This window comes from Oceanimonas pelagia, from assembly GCF_030849025.1.
In the GTDB taxonomy this organism is placed as follows: Bacteria; Pseudomonadota; Gammaproteobacteria; order Enterobacterales; family Aeromonadaceae; genus Oceanimonas; species Oceanimonas pelagia.
Genome location: NZ_CP118224.1, coordinates 2,961,204 through 2,979,123, shown reverse-complemented (window position 1 = coordinate 2,979,123; position 17,920 = coordinate 2,961,204). Strand labels below are relative to the sequence as shown.

Annotated in this window: 16 protein-coding genes; 7 read left to right on the top strand and 9 right to left on the bottom strand. The window is 63.6% G+C overall.

The annotated features are described in order from the left end of the window. Positions 1-2: 2 nt before the first annotated feature. From panB to dksA, 5 genes are all read right to left on the bottom strand, one after another. Complete coding sequence (gene panB / locus PU634_RS14215) at positions 3-797, bottom strand: 3-methyl-2-oxobutanoate hydroxymethyltransferase (RefSeq protein WP_306761430.1); 795 nt, start codon at positions 795-797, stop codon at positions 3-5. A gap of 11 nt (positions 798-808) precedes the next feature. Then, positions 809-1,297 carry a 2-amino-4-hydroxy-6-hydroxymethyldihydropteridine diphosphokinase gene (gene folK, locus PU634_RS14210; protein WP_306761429.1) on the bottom strand — a complete coding sequence of 163 codons (489 nt, stop codon included), beginning with the start codon at positions 1,295-1,297 and terminating at the stop codon, positions 809-811. Continuing rightward, positions 1,294-2,643, bottom strand: coding sequence for a polynucleotide adenylyltransferase PcnB (gene pcnB, locus PU634_RS14205; RefSeq protein WP_306763701.1), 1,350 nt, complete (start codon positions 2,641-2,643; stop codon positions 1,294-1,296). Before pcnB ends, folK begins: the two co-directional genes overlap by 4 nt. 72 nt (positions 2,644-2,715) lie before the next feature. Beyond that, positions 2,716-3,639 (bottom strand): tRNA glutamyl-Q(34) synthetase GluQRS, encoded by a 924-nt coding sequence (gene gluQRS / locus PU634_RS14200; RefSeq protein WP_306761428.1) that lies wholly within the window; start codon positions 3,637-3,639, stop codon positions 2,716-2,718. Between the two features lie 16 nt (positions 3,640-3,655). After that, positions 3,656-4,108, bottom strand: a complete 453-nt coding sequence (dksA, locus tag PU634_RS14195; protein ID WP_306761427.1) for an RNA polymerase-binding protein DksA — start codon at positions 4,106-4,108, stop codon at positions 3,656-3,658. Positions 4,109-4,391: 283 nt separating this feature from the next. Here dksA and sfsA point away from each other — a divergent pair, with 283 nt between their 5' ends. Then, entirely contained in the window at positions 4,392-5,096 is a 705-nt protein-coding gene (gene sfsA, locus PU634_RS14190) for a DNA/RNA nuclease SfsA (protein ID WP_306761426.1), read from the top strand. Positions 5,097-5,384: 288 nt separating this feature from the next. Here sfsA and thpR read toward each other — a convergent pair whose 3' ends face one another. Both thpR and PU634_RS14180 read right to left on the bottom strand, forming a co-directional pair. After that, complete coding sequence (thpR, locus tag PU634_RS14185) at positions 5,385-5,906, bottom strand: RNA 2',3'-cyclic phosphodiesterase (protein ID WP_306761425.1); 522 nt, start codon at positions 5,904-5,906, stop codon at positions 5,385-5,387. A 20-nt stretch (positions 5,907-5,926) separates the two neighbouring features. Further along, positions 5,927-8,152: a bifunctional diguanylate cyclase/phosphodiesterase gene (locus PU634_RS14180; protein WP_306761424.1), complete on the bottom strand. Its 2,226-nt coding sequence runs from the start codon at positions 8,150-8,152 to the stop codon at positions 5,927-5,929. A 256-nt stretch (positions 8,153-8,408) separates the two neighbouring features. Between PU634_RS14180 and hrpB the strand changes: the two genes are divergently transcribed. The 3 genes from hrpB (at position 8,409) to PU634_RS14165 (ending at position 13,733) form a co-directional block, all read left to right on the top strand. Beyond that, positions 8,409-10,841 (top strand): ATP-dependent helicase HrpB, encoded by a 2,433-nt coding sequence (hrpB, locus tag PU634_RS14175; RefSeq protein WP_306761423.1) that lies wholly within the window; start codon positions 8,409-8,411, stop codon positions 10,839-10,841. Positions 10,842-10,843: 2 nt separating this feature from the next. Continuing rightward, positions 10,844-13,174 carry a penicillin-binding protein 1B gene (gene mrcB / locus PU634_RS14170; protein ID WP_306761422.1) on the top strand — a complete coding sequence of 777 codons (2,331 nt, stop codon included), beginning with the start codon at positions 10,844-10,846 and terminating at the stop codon, positions 13,172-13,174. 133 nt (positions 13,175-13,307) lie between these two features. After that, the gene (locus PU634_RS14165; RefSeq protein WP_306761421.1) at positions 13,308-13,733 is read left to right on the top strand and encodes a VOC family protein; all 426 of its coding nucleotides are present in this window, start codon (positions 13,308-13,310) and stop codon (positions 13,731-13,733) included. A gap of 196 nt (positions 13,734-13,929) precedes the next feature. Here the strand turns inward: PU634_RS14165 and hemL are convergent, their stop codons facing one another. After that, the gene (gene hemL / locus PU634_RS14160; RefSeq protein ID WP_306761420.1) at positions 13,930-15,216 is read right to left on the bottom strand and encodes a glutamate-1-semialdehyde 2,1-aminomutase; all 1,287 of its coding nucleotides are present in this window, start codon (positions 15,214-15,216) and stop codon (positions 13,930-13,932) included. A gap of 171 nt (positions 15,217-15,387) precedes the next feature. Here hemL and erpA point away from each other — a divergent pair, with 171 nt between their 5' ends. The 3 genes from erpA to PU634_RS14145 are packed head-to-tail and all read left to right on the top strand — an operon-like array spanning position 15,388 to position 16,491. Further along, positions 15,388-15,732: an iron-sulfur cluster insertion protein ErpA gene (gene erpA, locus PU634_RS14155; protein ID WP_094202075.1), complete on the top strand. Its 345-nt coding sequence runs from the start codon at positions 15,388-15,390 to the stop codon at positions 15,730-15,732. A gap of 7 nt (positions 15,733-15,739) precedes the next feature. Further along, complete coding sequence (locus PU634_RS14150; protein ID WP_306761419.1) at positions 15,740-16,066, top strand: glutaredoxin family protein; 327 nt, start codon at positions 15,740-15,742, stop codon at positions 16,064-16,066. After that, a complete protein-coding gene (locus PU634_RS14145; protein WP_306761418.1) occupies positions 16,063-16,491 on the top strand; it encodes an HIT domain-containing protein in 429 nt (142 codons plus the stop codon). Before PU634_RS14150 ends, PU634_RS14145 begins: the two co-directional genes overlap by 4 nt. Positions 16,492-16,525: 34 nt before the next feature. On the opposite strand, the gene PU634_RS14140 is transcribed toward PU634_RS14145, so the two are convergent. Then, on the bottom strand, positions 16,526-17,821 hold the full coding sequence (locus tag PU634_RS14140; protein WP_306761417.1) for a peptidoglycan DD-metalloendopeptidase family protein: 1,296 nt from the start codon (positions 17,819-17,821) through the stop codon (positions 16,526-16,528). Between the last annotated feature and the right edge of the window lie 99 nt (positions 17,822-17,920).

Sequence of the window (17,920 nt, the reverse complement as noted above, 5' to 3'; positions counted from 1 at the left end):
CCTCAGTTAAAGCTGTGCTCGGGACCGGGAAAGCGGCCTGCGGCCACCTCGGCCACATAGGTCTCGATGGCGGCCTTTACATTGCCGCCGTCGGCGAGAAAGTTCTTGGTGAATTTGGGCACATAGCCGGAGGTCAGGCCCAGGGCGTCCTGCATCACCAGCACCTGGCCGTCGGTGCCGGCACCGGCACCGATGCCGATGACCGGAATCGACAGCATGCGGCTGATGTCGGCGGCCAGGGGGCTGGGTACGCACTCCAGCACCAGCAGCTGAATGCCGGCGGCTTCCAGCGTCCGGGCGTGATGCTTGATCTGTTCGGCCTGCTCGGTTTCGCGGCCCTGCAGCTTGAAACCGCCGAACACGTGCACCGACTGGGGCGTCAGTCCCAGGTGGCCGCACACCGGCACGCCCTGGCGGGTGAGCTGCTGCACGGTGTCGGCCAGCCAGTCGCCGCCTTCCAGCTTCACCATATGGGCCCCGGCGCGCATCAGTTGGGCGGCATTGGTGCAGGCCTGCTCGGGCGTGTTGTAGCTCATGAACGGCATATCGGCGACGATAAATGCCTTTTCGCAGCCGTTGGCCACACAGCGGGTGTGGTAGGCCATGTCGTCCACGGTTACCCCAAGGGTGCTGCTTTCGCCCTGCAGCACCATGCCAAGGGAGTCGCCAATCAGAATGGCGTGCACGCCCGCCTGTTCAAACAGGGTGGCAAAGGTGGCGTCATAGGCGGTGATCATGGCGATCTTGTCCCCGGCCTGCTTCATGGCCTGCAGCCGGGCGGTGGTGATTTTGCTCATATGGTTTCCTGTTACTGCTCGGGCAGTGGAGTCATGCCGTTAAGGGAGCACTGTTGCAGCAGGGAGGAGAGGGGGGTGCCGCAGGGTAAAATCAGGCCGGGGGCCAGATCTGCCAGCGGATAGAGTACGAATTCCCGTTGCTTCATGCCGTAGTGGGGCACGGTCAGGCGCTCGTCGTCGATACGCTGCTCACCATAGAGCAGCAGGTCGAGATCGAGCGCCCGGGGGCCCCAGCGTTCGTCCTTGCGCACCCGGCCTTCACGCTGCTCGATGCCTTGCAGGGCATCGAGCAGGGCGTGAGGGGCCAGCTCGGTGTCAAACACCGAGACACCGTTGATGTAGTCCGGCTGATCGGCCGGGCCCATGGGTTTGCTGCAATACAGCGGCGAGTGGCGCAGGCTGCCGGGCTCGGCCAGCGTCTGCAGGGCCTGCTGGGCGGCGCGAATGCGCGCCAGGGGGGCATTCAGATTGGCACCCAGGGCGACGTAAACGGTGGTCACGACTCTTTTCTCCGGCGCGGCCGGCGGCGGGGACGCTTGCGTTTGCGCTCGCCACCGTCGTTATGGCCGTTGTCCCGCTGACTGTTGCGGCTCAGTTGCTGACGATCCACCGGGTTGGCCTGCTGGAACTCGGTCCACCAGTCGGCCAGCTCGCGCAGCCGTGGATCCAGCTCGGCCCGCAGCAGCAGAAAATCGTAACCGGCGCGGAACTTGGGGTGTTCCAGCAAGCGGAACGGGCGTTTGCCGGCGCGTTTGGTGAGCCGGTCCTGCAGCATCCAGATGTCTCGTACCACGGTACTGAAGCGGCGCGGTATGGCCACGCTTTTCACCTGGCGGCCAATAACGTCGTCGGCGGCCAGCATAAAGGCGTCGTGATAGCCCAGGCCACCCTCGTTGACGAACTCCTGAGTGCGGGTTTCCACCGGGCCCCACAGCAGCGCGGCGTAGAGGAAGGCGGGGGTCACCCGCAGATCCTGGGCAATACGTTCGTCGGTGTTGGCCAGAGCCAGCTCGATAAAGCGACCGTAGCGGTTGTTGCCCCGTCCCATGACCTCGGCGGCTTCCGGAAACAGGGGCGCGAACAGGCCGTAGTGCTGTAACTGGCGGTAGGTTTCCACGCCCTGGCCGGCCAGCAGCAGCTTGAGGGTTTCCTCAAACAGCCGGGCCGGGGGAATATCGGCCAGCAGCGGCGCCAGCTCCTTGATCGGGGCCTCGGTGCGCGGGCTGATGGACAGCCCCAGTTTGGCGGAGAAGCGCACCGCCCGCAGCATGCGCACCGGATCTTCCCGGTAGCGGGTTTCCGGGTCGCCAATCAGCTCCAGACGGCGGGCCTCCAGATCCGCCAGGCCGCCGGCAAAGCCGTGCACGGTGAAGTCGGCAATGTTGTAGTAAAGGGCGTTGACGGTGAAGTCGCGGCGCTCGGCGTCTTCCTCGATGGTGCCGTAGACATTGTCGCGCAGCAGCATGCCTTCCTTGGAGCGGGCGGAGATGTGCTTGCTGGTGTTGACGCTGTGGTGATGGCCGCGAAAGGTGGCCACCTCGATCACGTCGCGGCCAAACAGCACGTGGGCCAGGCGAAAGCGGCGTCCCACCAGCCGGCAGTTGCTGAACAGCCCCTTGACCTGCTCGGGCGTGGCGTTGGTGGCCACGTCGAAGTCCTTGGGCTGGCGCCCCAGCAGCAGGTCGCGCACGCCACCGCCCACCAGGTAGGCGTCAAAGCCTGCCTTGTTCAGGCGATAGAGTACCTTGAGGGCGTTCTCACTGATTTGTCGGCGCGAAATACCGTGCTGGTCGCGCGTCAGTACCACGGGTTGCAAGGGCAACGCCTCCTGTTGTCGGGTCAGCAGCTTTTTACAAAAGCCGGCAATCTGGGAAAAAATGGGACACCTCGCGGGGCTCGGGGTTGAAAAATCGGCGCACTATGATAGCGCAGGGCGCTGAAAATGCGAACTGTCGGCGCAATTCAGCTCGATGTGCGGCCCCCTGGGCACCCGCTCCAGCCGCCAGTTGGGCACCGCCCAGGCCAGCAGCTCGGCCGTGCCGGCACCGAACAGTTCCGCCGGGGGCCGCTGGCCGAGAAAGGCCAGCGCCTGCCACAGGGCCGGGCCCGGGGCGCGGGTATCAAGGGCCGGCGCATGGTTCTGTTTCGACAGCTTGTGGCCGCCGTGCACCGCCAGTGGCAGGTGCAGCCAGCCGGGCTCGGGGGCGTGCAGCAGCCGGTAGAGGGCGATCTGGCGCACCGTGGGCTCCAGCAGGTCGGCGCCGCGCACCACTTCGGTGACGCCGGCGTCCATGTCGTCGATCACCACCGCCAGGTTGTAGGCATAAAGGCCGTCGCGCCGGCGCACGATAAAGTCTTCTTCGGCCAGCGCGTCGGCCACGTTCACTTCGCCCTGCAGCCGATCGTGAAAGCCATAGACGGGCGTGGTCATGTTCAGCCGTACGGCCGCGTTTTGTTCCGGCAAGCCCAGTTCGCGGCAGTGGCCGGTATACAGGCCACCGGCGGCGGCGATCTGCTTGCGGGTGCAGTGGCAGTGGTAGGTCAGGCCGCGGCCGGCCCAGTCGTTCAGTATTTCCCGATAACGGCCGTGGCGCCGGCTCTGATACACCAGTTCGCCGTCCCAGTGCAGGCCCAGGGCCTCCAGGGTGCGCAATATGTCGTCGGCGGCGCCGGGGACTTCCCGGGGTGGGTCCAGGTCTTCCATGCGCACCAGCCATCGTCCCGCCAGGCTGCGGGCCTGCAGGTAACTGCCGAGGGCGGCGACAAGGGAGCCAAAATGAAGAGGACCGCTGGGAGAGGGGGCAAAGCGCCCAGTGTAGCGGTCGGGCGCTGTGGTGTTCATGGCGTAATCAGGCCGATCAGTAACCGGCCATCTGCTTTTCCTTGATCTCGGCCAGAGTCTTGCAGTCGATGCACAGGTCGGCGGTGGGGCGGGCTTCCAGACGGCGAATACCGATTTCCACGCCACAGTGCTCGCAAAAACCGAAGTCGTCGTCCTCGATTTTCTGCAGGGTCTTTTCGATCTTCTTGATCAGCTTGCGTTCCCGATCCCGGGCGCGCAGCTCAAGAGCGAATTCTTCTTCCTGGGCGGCTCTGTCTACCGGATCGGGGAAGTTGGCCGCCTCGTCCTTCATGTGGCCCACGGTACGATCCACTTCTTCGCGCAATTGATTGCGCCAGGCGCCCAGAATCTTGCGGAAGTGCGTTTTCTGCGCTTCGTTCATGTATTCTTCGTCGGGCTTGGCCTGGTAGGGCTCAACACCGGCAATAGCCAGAATACCGAGAGATTTTTTGGTTTCGACTGCTGGCATTCCGTATCTCCTAAAAAGCAAATATTGCGCCAACCTAACTTGAGAAGCGGCTATCTATAGCAGAAAGCATATTGGCAACGCAATTTTACCGTGCTGTTTCTGCGAAAGTGGTCCACCGGCAACAGCCGCCGGTGTTGGCAAACCACCCTGACAACCCAAAGCGGCGGCATCCTCTTTGGTGAGCTCACCAGATGGGGGCGGGCCCTGCGCTTTTCAAGGCTGGAGCCCCCGGCCCTGCTACGGTTACCATTATCCTGTTATTCCAACAACTATAGGTATTATTTTGCGTTTTTCCTCCATGCTGGGCCGCGGACGACTGATCCAGCGTTATAAACGCTTTCTGGCCGACATTATCGTCGACGATCAAATACTGACGCTGCATTGCCCCAATACCGGCCGCATGACCGGTTGTGCCGAGCCGGGCTGGACCGTGTATTACTCCACCGCCGACAACCCCAGGCGCAAGTATGCCCATACCTGGGAGCTCTGCCGGGACGACGCCGGAGACTTTATCTGCGTCAACACCGCCCGGGCCAACCAGCTGGTGGCCGAGGCCCTGGCCGAGCAGCGCATACCGGCGCTGGCCGGCTATGAACAAGTGCGTGCCGAAGTGCGTTACGGCGCCGAGAACAGCCGTATCGATTTTCTGCTGAGCGGCCCCGGCCGGCCCGACTGTTATGTGGAGGTGAAAAGCGTGACCCTGCACGAAGGGGAAGGACAGGGCTTTTTTCCCGATACCCAGAGCGTGCGGGCACAGAAGCATGTGCGCGAGCTGATGGAATGCGCTCAGGCCGGGCACAGAGCCGTGATGCTGTTTTGCGTGTTGCACACCGGCATTGAGCGGGTCAGCCCCGCCGAACATCTGGATTCAAAATATGCCGCTCTGGTGCGCGAGGCCGTGGCCGCGGGTGTGGAATGCCTGGCCTGGAAAGCCGAGATTTCCCCGGAGGGCATGACCCTGACCCAGCCGGTATCGGTGAAGGTTTAAACACCGAGGTGCCGTTGAAGGCCGCCTGTGGGATCGGCGCCGTGCAGCGATAACCGGGTTGCCTCCTTCGACACGCTTCATTAAATGCCACTCAACAAAAAAGCCTGCTGCGAACATACTCAATGTTCGGTCAGGCTTTTTTACTTCGTCGCGGCGAGCAAACTCGCCCCATGGACGCTCGGCACATGCCATCCCTGGCATGTGACGGTCGAATACGGCAATCCCGGTTATCACCGCAAGTCAACCCGGCGCTGTTTGTGTAGTTACCCATTCCCTAATCCCCAGTCCCTATTCCCTCTTCAGCTCCCAGCGCTTGAGGCAGTGGTACTCCGGTCCCTGGTCGGTCAGGGTGGAGCGGTACAGGCACAGCGCCTCGGGCCGGTAATGCATGGAGGGAATGGCGGGCAGCGCAGCGGTGGTGCAGTGGCGAAACAGGGTGATGTGCGGGCGGTAGGCCTTGTGGGGTTTGCCCACCCCCGGAGCGCGGCATTTTAGCTCCACGGTGTCGGCCAGCGCCATTAACGCCGCTGGCGGACGGCTCGGCCCCAGCCAGACCACGCCGGCCCGGGGAAAGCAGCCCAGCCGGTCCAGCACCAGCTCAAGGGCGGGCAGGGGCAGTCTGTCCAGTTGCTGAAGCAGGGACGTCTGTTGCTCCGGAGTGCACTGGCCAAGAAAGTGCAGGGTCAGGTGCAGCTGGTGCGGCGGAATGCGCCGGCCGGGCAAGTCCAGCCGCTGCTGCAGTTTTTTCAGTGGTGAGGCCAGCGTCTCGGCGGGAAAGGCCAGAAACAGCCGGTTGTCGTGTTTGGCCATGTGCTTCCTCAAGGTTGTGGCTAACCGGCGGCGGCCGCGCCGCATGGATGGCCCGGCCGGGCACCCGTGATCGCCCTCAGGGCGTCATGACCGCGGTATTGCAGGGCCTGTTCCAGGGCGAGTGGCCGGGCAAACAGAAAACCCTGGCCGTGGTCGCAGCCGATGTCCCTGAGCAGCCACATTTGCTGTTCGGTCTCTATACCCTCGGCCACCACCCTGAGGCCCAGCTTGTGCACCATGGCGGTAATGGCTTCCACCATCTGCTGGTCAACCGGGCTGGTTTCCAGCTCTCTGATAAAGGAGCGGTCGATCTTCAGGGCGTTCACCGGCAGCTGGCGCAGTTGCGACAACGACGAGTAGCCGGTGCCGAAGTCATCAATGGAAATGCGAATACCCAGGCGTTTCAGGTTTTCAATCAACACCATGGCCAGATCGACGTTTTCCATCAGCATGGACTCGGTAATTTCCAGCTCCAGCAGCTCGGGCGGCACCTTCAGGCGTGCCAGCAGGGCCTGCACCTTTTCCGCGAAGCTGGCTTCACGCAACTGACACACACTCAGGTTGACCGCCACCGGTTTGACGGTTCGCCCCGTCTGCATCTGCCGCTGCACAAAACCGCAGGCCGCCTCTATAACCCAGTAGCCGATGGGCACAATCAGGCCGGTCAGTTCGGCCACGGCAATAAAATGGCCCGGACTCTGCACGCCCTGCCCCGGCTGATGCCAGCGCAGCAGGGCTTCAAATTTTTCTACCCGGCCATTCGTCAGGGAAACCACGGGCTGGTACACCAGAAAAAACTGCTGCTGCTCCAGGGCCAGACGCAGTTCCTTTTCGAGCCTGACCGAGTGCAGGGCCTGCTCCTGCATGACCGGGTTGTAAAAAGACAGCTGGAGCTTGCCGGCCCGTTTCGAGTCGTACATGGCCAGATCGGCGTTACGCAGCAGTTCATCGCTGCTGGTACCGTCTTCCGGCGCCAGGGTAATGCCAATGCTGGTGCCCACCACCGCTTCATGCTGGGCCAGGGACACCGGTCTGCTGATGCTGGCGATGATGCTTTCGGCTATCCGCCGGGCATTGTCGGCGCTTTTGATATTGAGCAGCACCACGGCGAACTCGTCGCCGCCCAGCCGTCCGACGATGTCGGTTTTTCTTACTGCGGCGCGCAGGCGCCGGCCCACCTCAATCAGCAGCCGGTCGCCGTCGGTATGGCCGGAGGAATCATTGATGCGCTTGAAATCATCCAGATCCAGATACATCAGCGCCAGACGTTCTCCCGCCCGCCGGCTGTGCAGAATGGCCTGCTCCAGCTGCTCGGTCAGAAAGCGGCGATTGGCCAGGCCGGTAAGATCATCATTGAAGGCCAGTTGCTCCAGTTGGGCGGTTTGCTGCTTGACCAGCTCCCGCAACCGCTCCGGCTCTCGCAGAATGCGGCGTATCAGCAGCGCGAACACCAGGGCGGTGACCAGGCTGAGGGTCATGCCCAGCACCACCGGCAGGGTGAAATTGGTGGGCCGGCTCATGGTCAGGGTCCACTCGCCGTTGGGCACGCGAATGGTTTTGCTGACGCGCTGTTCATCCAGCTTGCCGGGAGAGCGGGCAAACACATCCACCTCGCCGGTGTCGGGATGCAGGCGCGAGAGGGTAAAGGCATAGCCTTTTTGCTGCAGCTGATCCAGCTCGGTAAAGGCCAGCAAATCGTCCAGGTAAATCAGGGCTGTGGCAAACCCCCAGAAGCGCGATTCACCGTTTTGCTCCAGAAACACCGGGTTGCGCCCGACCATGCCCACACGTCCCTGCACCAGCATAAAGGGGCCGGCCAGGGTCAGGGTTTTGCTGCGAATCGCCTGCCAGGCTTCCTTTTTGCGTTGGTCACTCTGCAGCAGGTTGTGGCCTATGCCCTTTTCATTGCCTTCGAGCGGATAGGTTTTTTCGGTGATGCCGTTCGGCGCCAGTTGCAGGTTGGACACGCCGCCCAGGGTTTGCATGACCTCTTCGGCGAATTTGTCGAAATCCCGAAACTGGCCGTTACTGCGCCGTACTTCCTGGGCGAGAATATAGGTGGATGACAGCGAGCGGGTCAGGCGCCGCTCAATGGCGCCGGCCTGCACGCCCACCACTTCTTCCATCAGCAGCAGTTGCTCCTTGCGGTCCGCCAGCAGGCTCAGGTGTGTGTAATAGGCCCCTGCGGCAAAAATGCACACAAATGCCAACAGGGTATACAGGCTGCTGGTTCGGACTTTAAGCATTGAGTTCTCTTACCTGGCTTGCCAGGAGCAGGTGCGTATGGTGGTTTCCGGGCTCAGGCACGACCACTCAACAATGCCCAAATCAGCGTATTCAGCCGCGGCGGCTTCACTGTCATCCACTATACACAATCTTTGAAGGGGGTTCCCAGTGGCGGTGATGTGCACAAGGGCGGCTTCGCTAGCATCCGCACTCGTAGTGCTTTGCGCGGGCTTTTGGCACAATAGTCGCGCCACCCCCGGCCAGCCGAGTAATTCCGTGAATCAGCTACCCATTACGGAGGCCCTGCCTCACCTGCAACAGGCGCTGGCAGCCAGCCAGATTATCGTCGAGGCGCCCCCCGGCGCCGGCAAGTCCACCTGGCTGCCGCTTTGGCTGCTGCAACAGCCGGTCATTGATGGCCGCATCATTATGCTGGAACCACGCCGGCTGGCGGCCCGCTCCATTGCCCAGTATCTGGCGGCGCAGCTGGGGGAACAGCCCGGCCAGACGGTGGGTTACCGCATGCGCGGCGAAAGCCGCAGCGGCAAACACACCCGGCTGGAGGTGGTCACCGAAGGGGTATTGACCCGTATGTTGCAGGCGGATCCCGAGCTGAGCGGGATATCGTTGCTGATTTTTGACGAGTTTCACGAGCGCAGCCTGCAGGCGGATCTGGCCCTGGCCTTTGCCCTGGAGTGTCAGGCGCTGCGCGACGACCTCAAGATCATGGTGATGTCCGCCACCCTGGAGGGTCTGGCGCTGGACTGCCTGTTGCCCGAGGCCGAGCTGGTGGTCAGCCGGGGCCGCAGTTTTCCTGTTGAACTGGAATACCGGCCGCGCAATCAGCACAGCCCCCTTGAGGAAAGCCTGGGCCGGGCGGTGCTCGACGCCCTTAACCGTGAGCCGGGCAGCTTGCTGGCCTTTCTGCCCGGGGAGCGGGAAATTCGCCGGACCGAGGACTGGTTGCGCGAGCGCCTGCCCGCCGAGGTTGAACTCAGGCCGCTTTATGGTCGTCTTTCCCTGGCGGAGCAGCAGGCGGCCATTGCTCCGGCGGCGGACGGACGGCGCAAGGTGGTACTGGCCACCAATGTGGCGGAAACTTCGCTCACCATTGAAGGCATTCGCATGGTGGTGGACGCGGGGCTGGAGCGTCAGGCCCGTTTCGACCCCGAGGCCGGCCTCACCCAGTTGCAAAGCCGGCTCATTGGTCAGGCCTCGGCCACCCAGCGCGCCGGCCGGGCCGGGCGACTGCAGCCGGGCCTGTGCATTCGGCTGTGGAGCAGGGAGCAACAGGAGCGGCTGGCGCCGCGCCGGCCGGCGGAAATCGAACAAAGCGATCTCGCCGGCTTTGTGCTGGAGTGTGCCGCCTGGGGCGCCGAGCCCGAGCAGTTGCCGCTGCTCACGCCGCCACCGGCGCCGTTGCTGGCGGCGGCCCGGGCGCAACTGGCGGCCCTGGGCCTGCTGGCCGGACACCAGCTCACGGCCCTGGGCCGCCGGGTCTGGCAGCTGGGCACCGAGCCCTGGCTGGGGCAACTGCTGCTCACCGCCCTCGACTGGCAGCGGCAGGGCCATGACGGCGCCCTGGCCGATGCCGCCTGGCTGCTGGCGCTGCTGGAAGAAAGCCGCCCCGGCGATGGTCCGCTGTCGGGCCAGTTGCTGGCGGCAAGAGGCCGGCTCAGGGCGGGGGCCCGGCGTTGGTTTGAGCGGGTCAATCAGCCCCTGGCCGAGCCGGTGGGCACCTACGTGGGGCCGCTGCTGGCCAATGCCAGACCCGAATGGGTGGGGCAGTTGCGCACCGGGCGCCGTTATGGCCTGGCCGGCGGGCTCAGTGCCGATCTGCCCGAGGGCAGCCCGCTCACCGGCAAGGACTGGCTGGCGGTGGCGGCCCTGGGGCGGGGCGAGCGGGGCGTGTTTGTGCAGGCCGCCGAGCCGGTGACGCTGGCGCAGTTGCAGCGCTTTGTGCCGGCGCGTTTCAGCGAGCGCGAGCAGCTGGAATGGGACGACAATGCCAACCGGGTGCGGGCCGAACGCCACTGGTGCTTTGGCCAGCTGGTGCTGCGACGCACGCCGCTGGACTCGGTCAGCCCGGAGCAGCGTGCCCAATGTCTGTTGCAGGAGCTGCAAAAGCGGGGCTGGGCCGCGCTGCCGCTGAACGAAGCGGCCCGGCAAATATGGCTGCGACTGAAGCTGGCCGGACAAAAACTGGCCGACAAAGGCTTTGCGGAATGTGACGAAGCCGCCTGGCTGGCGGAGGCGGAACACTGGCTGGCGCCCCATCTGCACGGGCTCGGACGCTGGGACGAGCTGGCCAAACTCGACTGGAGCGCGATTTTACTGAGCCGGCTGGACTGGTCACAGCGGCAATTGCTGGATACCCTGCTACCCGGTCACCTCGAACTGGCCACCGGCACCCGGGCGGCCATTCGTTACCGGGAACAAGAAGACCCGGTATTGCCGGTGAAACTGCAGGAAATGTTTGGCCAGGCCGGTTCGCCGCTGCTGGCCGAGGGCCGGGTGCCGCTGGTGCTTGAGCTGCTGTCGCCGGCGCGCCGGCCGCTGCAGCTGACCCGGGACCTGGCCGCCTTCTGGGCTGGAGCCTATCAGGAGGTTAAAAAGGAAATGCGCGGACGCTACCCCAAACACCCGTGGCCCGATGATCCCGCCAACACGGCGCCGACCCGGCACACCAAGAAACACATGAAGCACTGATTATGGCAAAAAAGACAACCCGCAAGACCCGTAAAAAGCCGGTCAAGAGACAGCGCCGGTTCGGCTGGGGGCTGATGCTCAAGCTGGCCCTGGTGGGCGCCGTGCTGATGGGCATTTTCGGCATCTACCTCGACAGCCAGGTGCGCGCCCGCTTTGAAGGGCAGAAATGGGCGTTGCCTGCGCTGGTCTACAGCCGGCCGCTGGAGCTGTTTCCGGGGCAGAAGCTGTCTCATGCGCAGATGCTGCGGGAGCTGCAATTGCTCAACTACCGCAAGGTGGCCAGCCCCTCGCGCCCCGGCGAGTACGCGGTCAGCAATAACCGCATCGAGATCCATCGCCGGCCGTTCAACTTTGCCGACGGTGCCGAGCAGGCGCGTACCCTGTTGCTGAGCTTTGACGGCCAGCGCCTGAGCCGCATGCAGAACCCGGACAACGGCCGGGAGCTGGGTTATGCGCGCATGGATCCGGTGCTGCTGGACCGGCTTAACGTCGACGAGCGGGAAGACCGGCTGCTGGTGCGCCTGGATCAGGTGCCCGAGCTGCTGGTGCAGGCGCTGATCACGGTGGAAGACAGAGACTTCTATCAGCACGACGGCGTGTCGCCGCTGGCGATACTGCGCGCCCTGGTGGTGAACATCAAGGCCGGGCGCACGGTGCAGGGCGGCAGTACCCTGACCCAGCAGCTGGCCAAGAACTTTTTCCTCACTCAGGATCGCAGCCTGTGGCGCAAGGTGCAGGAAGCCTACATGGCGCTGATCATCGACTTTCGTTACGACAAGGACGAGATCCTCGAGGCCTACCTCAACGAGGTCTATCTGGGCCAGAACGGCGCCAAGGGTGTCCACGGTTTTGGCCTGGCCAGTTATTTCTATTTCGGCCTGCCCATCAATGAACTGAACCCGGATCAAATGGCGCTGCTGGTGGCGCTGGTCAAGGGCCCGTCCTTCTATGACCCCTGGCGCAATGCCGAACGGGCCCGGGAGCGGCGGGATCTGGTGCTGCGTTTGCTGGCCAACGAGGGCCACATTGACCGGCAGACCTATGAGCGGGCCAGCAGTCGGGATCTGGGACTGATTGAGCGGGGCCGGATGGGCTATGGCCGCACCCCGGCCTTTATGGGCCTGCTCAGAAATGAGCTGCAGGGCCGCTTTGGTCCCGAGTTTCTCAATCAGAACGGGCTGCGCATTTTCACCAGCCTGGATCCCATCGCCCAGCACACCGCCGAGCAGGCGGTGGCCGAGCAGATCAAGCAGCTGCGCGCCAACACCAAGCGCAATGATCTGGAGGCCGCCATGGTGGTGTCCAACTGGCGCAAGGGCGAGGTCAGCGCCGTGGTGGGCGGGGCCGATCCGGCCTTTGCCGGCTTTAACCGGGCGCTGTCGGCGCGCCGCCCCATCGGTTCGTTGATCAAGCCGCCGGTTTATGCCCTGGGGCTGGAAAGCGGCTTTACCCTGGCTAGCACCCTGAAGGACGAGCCGGTGACCCTGCGCAGCGAAGGCGGTCAGGTATGGCGGCCCAAGAACTACGATCGCCAGTATCGCGGCAATGTGCTGTTGGTGGATGCCCTAGCCAAGTCCCTCAACGTGCCCACGGTCAATCTGGGCATGGCGATCGGGCTGGACAAGGTGGTGGACGGGCTGCGGCGCCTGGGTGTGGAGCAGCCGATTCCGCCCTATCCGTCCATGTTGCTGGGCACCCTGGAGCTGACCCCCTTTGAGGTGAATCAGTTGTTCCTGACCCTGGCCAATCAGGGCCTGTATCAACCGCTGACCGCGATTCGCGCGGTGCAGGACGAAGACGGCGAGCTGATTTATCAGCACAGTGCCCGGGCCAGGCAGGTGCTGGAGCCGGAGGCCGGTTATCTGGGGCTCTATGCCATGACCCGCACCGTGGCCGGGGGCACCGCCGCCCATCTGGCGGCGCGCTTTCCCAACCGGGTGATGGCGGGCAAGACCGGCACCACCAACGATCTGCGCGATGCCTGGTTTGCCGGCCTCGACAACGAGGAGCTGGTGACTACCTGGGTGGGCCGGGACGACAACGGCGTCACCGGCCTGACCGGGGCCAGCGGCGCGTTGCGGGTATACAGCCGCTATCTGGACGGCCGGGGTGTGGACTCCCTGGAGCTGACTCCGCCGCCGGGCATCGATCAGGTGAACTTTGCCCTCAGCGACGGTCAGCCCGCCGATCCCCGCTGTGAGCCGACCCGGCTGCTGCCGGCCCGCACCGGTGGCCTGCCGCCGATCCGCGGCTGCCGGCCGTCGTTGCCCGAGCTGCCTTCCGGCGAGCAGGTGGGCGGCTGGTTGCGGGATATCTTCGACTTCGCCCGCTGAGTCATGGTGGGGTGGGGCATGGTCCTCACCCCGCACGCTTCTGGTTCCCTTCTCGAGTTCCTCACGTTTCACCCCGGCAGGTGAAAGCCGCCGTCTCCGTATATGCTGAATAGAACAGACGGAGGTGAGCACCATGTTTGCTTTTCATCATGTAACCCTGAACGTGCGAAACCTGGATGCGGCCGAAGGGTTTTACAAGGGGCTCGGTTTTGAGCCCGATTATCGCTGGCAGGATGAGCAGGGGGAGCTCCAGATCTGTCATCTGCGCCTCGGGCAGGCGCGACTGGAATTGTATTGTTTTCGTCCGGTGGACGAGCCCGAGCTGGCGGCGCTGCCGCCCTGGGCCCAGGGACACCGGCTGGGGCTGCGGCATTTCGCGTTGCAGGTGGAGGATCTGGACGATGCCCTGAGCAGTCTGCACGGGGCTGGACTGCTGGCGGACAAGCCGTCACCGGTGCCCGGACAGACCTGTGAACGTTACGTATTTATCATGGATCCGGACGGAAACAGCGTGGAGTTGCTGGAAGCGCCGCTGGTGGAGATACAGCGGCCGGCGTAGGCATGGAGAATATCTGAAGTTTCAGAGCCTACAGGCACTAGAACCAGATTGAGCGAAGCAGTGGCAGGGATTACCGTAACCGACCGTCAAATGCCAGGGATGGCATTTGCCGAGCGCTACAAGGATGTACTTGCAGCGTGTCGGTGGAGGTAACCCTGCCACTGCTTCGTTGTGCAGGTGGCTCTGGGGCTAATCTTTAGCCCTTGAGCGCAGCAAAAGCCTTGTCGGCGGCGGCCAGGGTATCTGCAATTTCCTGCTCACCGTGGGCCAGGGACATAAAGCCGGCTTCAAAGGCGCTGGGCGCCAGGTACACGCCCTGGTCCAGCATCAGGTGGAAGAAGCGCCTGAAGGCGTCCAGATCGCAGCGGGTGACCTGCTCGTAGCAGCTGATGTTGTTCTCCTCGGTAAAGAAGAAACCAAACATGGCGCCCACCCGGTTGGTGGTAAAGGCAATGCCGTGCCTGTCGGCGGCGGCCTGCAGGCCGTCGACCAGCGCCTGGGTTTTCTGCTCCAGAGCCTCATACACGCCGGGCTGGCTGATGGCGTTGAGGGTGGCCAGACCCGCGGCCATGGCCACCGGGTTGCCGGACAGGGTGCCGGCCTGATACACGGGACCGGTGGGGGCCAGATGCTCCATCACCTCACGACGGCCGCCAAAGGCGCCCACCGGCATGCCGCCACCGATGATCTTGCCCAGAGTGGTCAGATCGGGCTTCACGCCAAAGCGCTGCTGCGCGCCGCCCAGAGAGGCGCGGAAACCGCACATCACTTCGTCGAAAATCAGCAGGGCACCGAACTCGTCACAAATGCTGCGCAGGCCTTCGAGGAAACCGGGGGCGGGAGGAATGCAGTTCATGTTGCCGGCCACCGGCTCCACGATGATACAGGCGATATCTGCCGGGGCGGCCTCAAAGGCGGCCCTTACCGAGTCCAGGTCGTTAAAGGTGCAGGTCAGGGTGTGCTTGGCGAAGTCGGCGGGTACGCCCGGTGAGTTGGGCTGACCCAGGGTCAGGGCGCCGGAGCCGGCCTTGACCAGCAGGCAGTCGGCGTGGCCGTGGTAGCAGCCCTCGAACTTCAGGATCTTGTCGCGGCCGGTAAAGCCCCGGGCCAGGCGAATGGCGCTCATGGTGGCCTCGGTGCCGGAGTTGACCATGCGCACCTGCTCCATGGAGGGCACCAGCTCGGACACTTTCTCGGCCATGGTCACTTCCACGCCGGTGGGGGCGCCAAAGCTCAGACCGCGGGACACGGCCTCAATCACGGCATCCTTCACCACGGCGGCGTTGTGGCCCAGGATCATCGGGCCCCAGGAGCCGACGTAATCGATGTAGCTGTTGCCGTCCACGTCATACATGCGGGCGCCGTCGGCGCGCTCGATAAAGCGGGGGGTGCCGCCCACGCCGCTGAAGGCGCGAACCGGCGAGTTGACGCCGCCGGGAATAAAGCGGCGGGCCTGGTTAAAGAGTTCGTCAGACTTGGACATGCACATAATCCTTGGTGTTCAGGGTCGAGATGGCCGCAGGCTGGGCGGCCGGTGTGAGCCGACTATAACAAAATCTCCACAGGCCGAGAATCGGGCCTGAGTCGCACAATACTTGAACTGATTGGTCGGGTATTGGATAATTTCGCCGACACCGATATTAAAGAGGTAGTGATGAGCGAAGCAGTCCCCCTGCCGATACAGATGAGCGATGCGGCAGCCAACAAGGTCAAGGCCCTGATCGCCGAAGAGGAAAACCCCAATCTCAAGCTGCGGGTATACATCACCGGCGGCGGCTGCTCCGGTTTTCAGTACGGCTTTACCTTTGATGAAAGCAGCAACGACGGCGACACCGTGATCGAAAAGAACGGCATCGTCATGGTGGTGGATGCCATGAGCCTGCAATATCTGGTGGGCGGCACCGTCGACTATGTGGAAGGCCTGGAGGGCTCGCGCTTTCTGGTGACCAACCCCAACGCCACCAGCACCTGCGGCTGTGGCTCTTCCTTCAGCATCTGAGGCACATATGTCCCTGTTTGACTGGTTTGGCGGCGGTGCCAGCCCGGCCGCCGAGGCGGCACCGGCGGTGAACAGCCCCGAGCGGCTGGCGCTGTATCAGAAAGAGTGGTGCCCCTATTGCCAGCGGGTCAAGGCGGTGGTGCGCGAGCTGGGCCTGGAGCTGGCCGAGTATGACACCAATGATCCCGAACACCTGCAGGCGCTGATGGCCGGGGGCGGCCAGCGCATGGTGCCCTGCCTGCGCATTGAGCAGGACAACGGCGACTATTTCTGGCTGTACGAGTCGGCGGATATTGCCGCCTACCTGCGTCGGCATTTCGGCAAGGAGTCATGAGCGTCTTTACGCTGCACCCGCGGCTGACCGCCGACTGCGTGGTGCTGGGCGAACTGCCGCTTAGCCGGGTGCTGCTGGCCAAAGACGGCCGCTACCCCTGGCTGATCCTGGTGCCCCGGCGTGCCGATATTCGTGAAATTCACCATTTGAGTGAGACCGACCAGCAACAGCTGATGCGCGAGTCTTGCGCCCTGGGCCGGCTGATGGAAGACACGCTGTCGCCGGACAAGCTCAACGTGGCGGCACTCGGCAACCTGGTGCCTCAGTTGCACCTGCATCATATCGCCCGTTTTACCACGGACGATGCCTGGCCCGGCCCGGTCTGGGGGCGGTTTGATGCCAAGCCCTATGAACACGCCGAGGCCGAAGCCGTCCGCTGGCGCGAACGATTGGCCAGCCTGCCGGATTTTGTGTCCGCAGCATAAAACAGGGCCCGCATGCTGCGGGCCCTGTTATTTTCTAGTTTTTTGCCAGCATCACTTCACCAACCCGGGTCAGCTGAGCCAGCAGTTGCCTGGCCCTGGGCTGAAAGCGGGCCAGCTCGGCGGCGGGCAGCCTGGCGGCCTGGGGCAGCTTGACGGTCTTGGGATCCTGGTGCACGCCATTCACCAGAAATTCGTAATGCAGGTGCGGTCCGGTCACGCGGCCGGTGGCGCCCAGGGTGCCGATTTGCTGCTCCTGTTTTACCCTTTGTCCCTTTTTCACCATGCGCTTGTCCAGGTGCAGATACTTGGTGACATAGGTGCTGTCGTGGCGGATAAACACATAGTTGCCGTTAAAGCGGTTGTAGCCCGACTCGGTGACCACGCCGCTGCCGGACGCCACCACGGGGGTGCCGGTGCGGGCGGCATAGTCGATGCCCCGGTGTGGCCGCACCTGGCCGGTGACCGGGTGCAGCCGGCGTGGGTTGAAGTTGGAACTGATATGGCTGAAGTTTACCGGTGCGCGCAAAAAGCTCTTGCGCATGGCCCGGCCGTCCGGTGAATAGTAGTTGCCATCCTCGTGACGCACCGCCTGATACACCTTGCCCTGGTTGACGAACTCGGCGGCCAGAATATCGCCGGTGCCCACCCGCAGGCCGTCCTTGTACTGCTCTTCAAACAGCACGGTAAAGTAGTCGCCGGCGCGAATATCGAGGGCAAAGTCCAGATCCCAGGCGAACATGGCCGCCAGGCTCATGATCTGACCGGCGCTGAGCCCGGCGGTCACGCCGGCATTCCAGAAGCTGGAATCGACCTTGCCCTGGGCAAATTTGTTGCGGTTTTCCAGGCTGGCGCTGTGAACGCGGCTGTTCAGGCCCTGGGGATCCTGACTGATTTCCAGGGTGCGGGCGGCGTCCAGCGGATACAGCAGGCCGGCAAAGCCATCGTCCTTGTCGAAACGAAAGGTGAGCTTGTCGCCCGGGTGCAGGGTCTGCAGGGGAGCGGCCTGTTTAAGCAGGCTGATGTCGTGCAACAGCGCCGGAGGCAGTTTCAGGCGGGCAAAAATCAGTGACAGGGTATCACCGGAGCGGACCTGCACCACCTGCTCCCGGGCATGGCGGCGCTGGTCGCGAAAGGGAATGTTTTCCAGTTCCAGCTCAAGCGCACGTTTGCGTGCGGGGCTGGCCTGCTGTTCCTGCTCGGGAGCGAGGCTGCGGCTGGCCAGGGCCGTTTCGCTGGGCAGCAGCGCCAGCAACACCATGCCCGCACTCAGGGCGGAGATGGCAATACGGTGGCCGCGGGGCAGTCGTCTGAACAGTCGGATTACGGGCATGTTTGGCTCTTCCCTGAAAACTGGCAAAATTTTACAGCCTTTCCAATTTATTCGCCATTCCAGTAGTATGATGTGTTTCTTAATTACCTTGCCTGACCT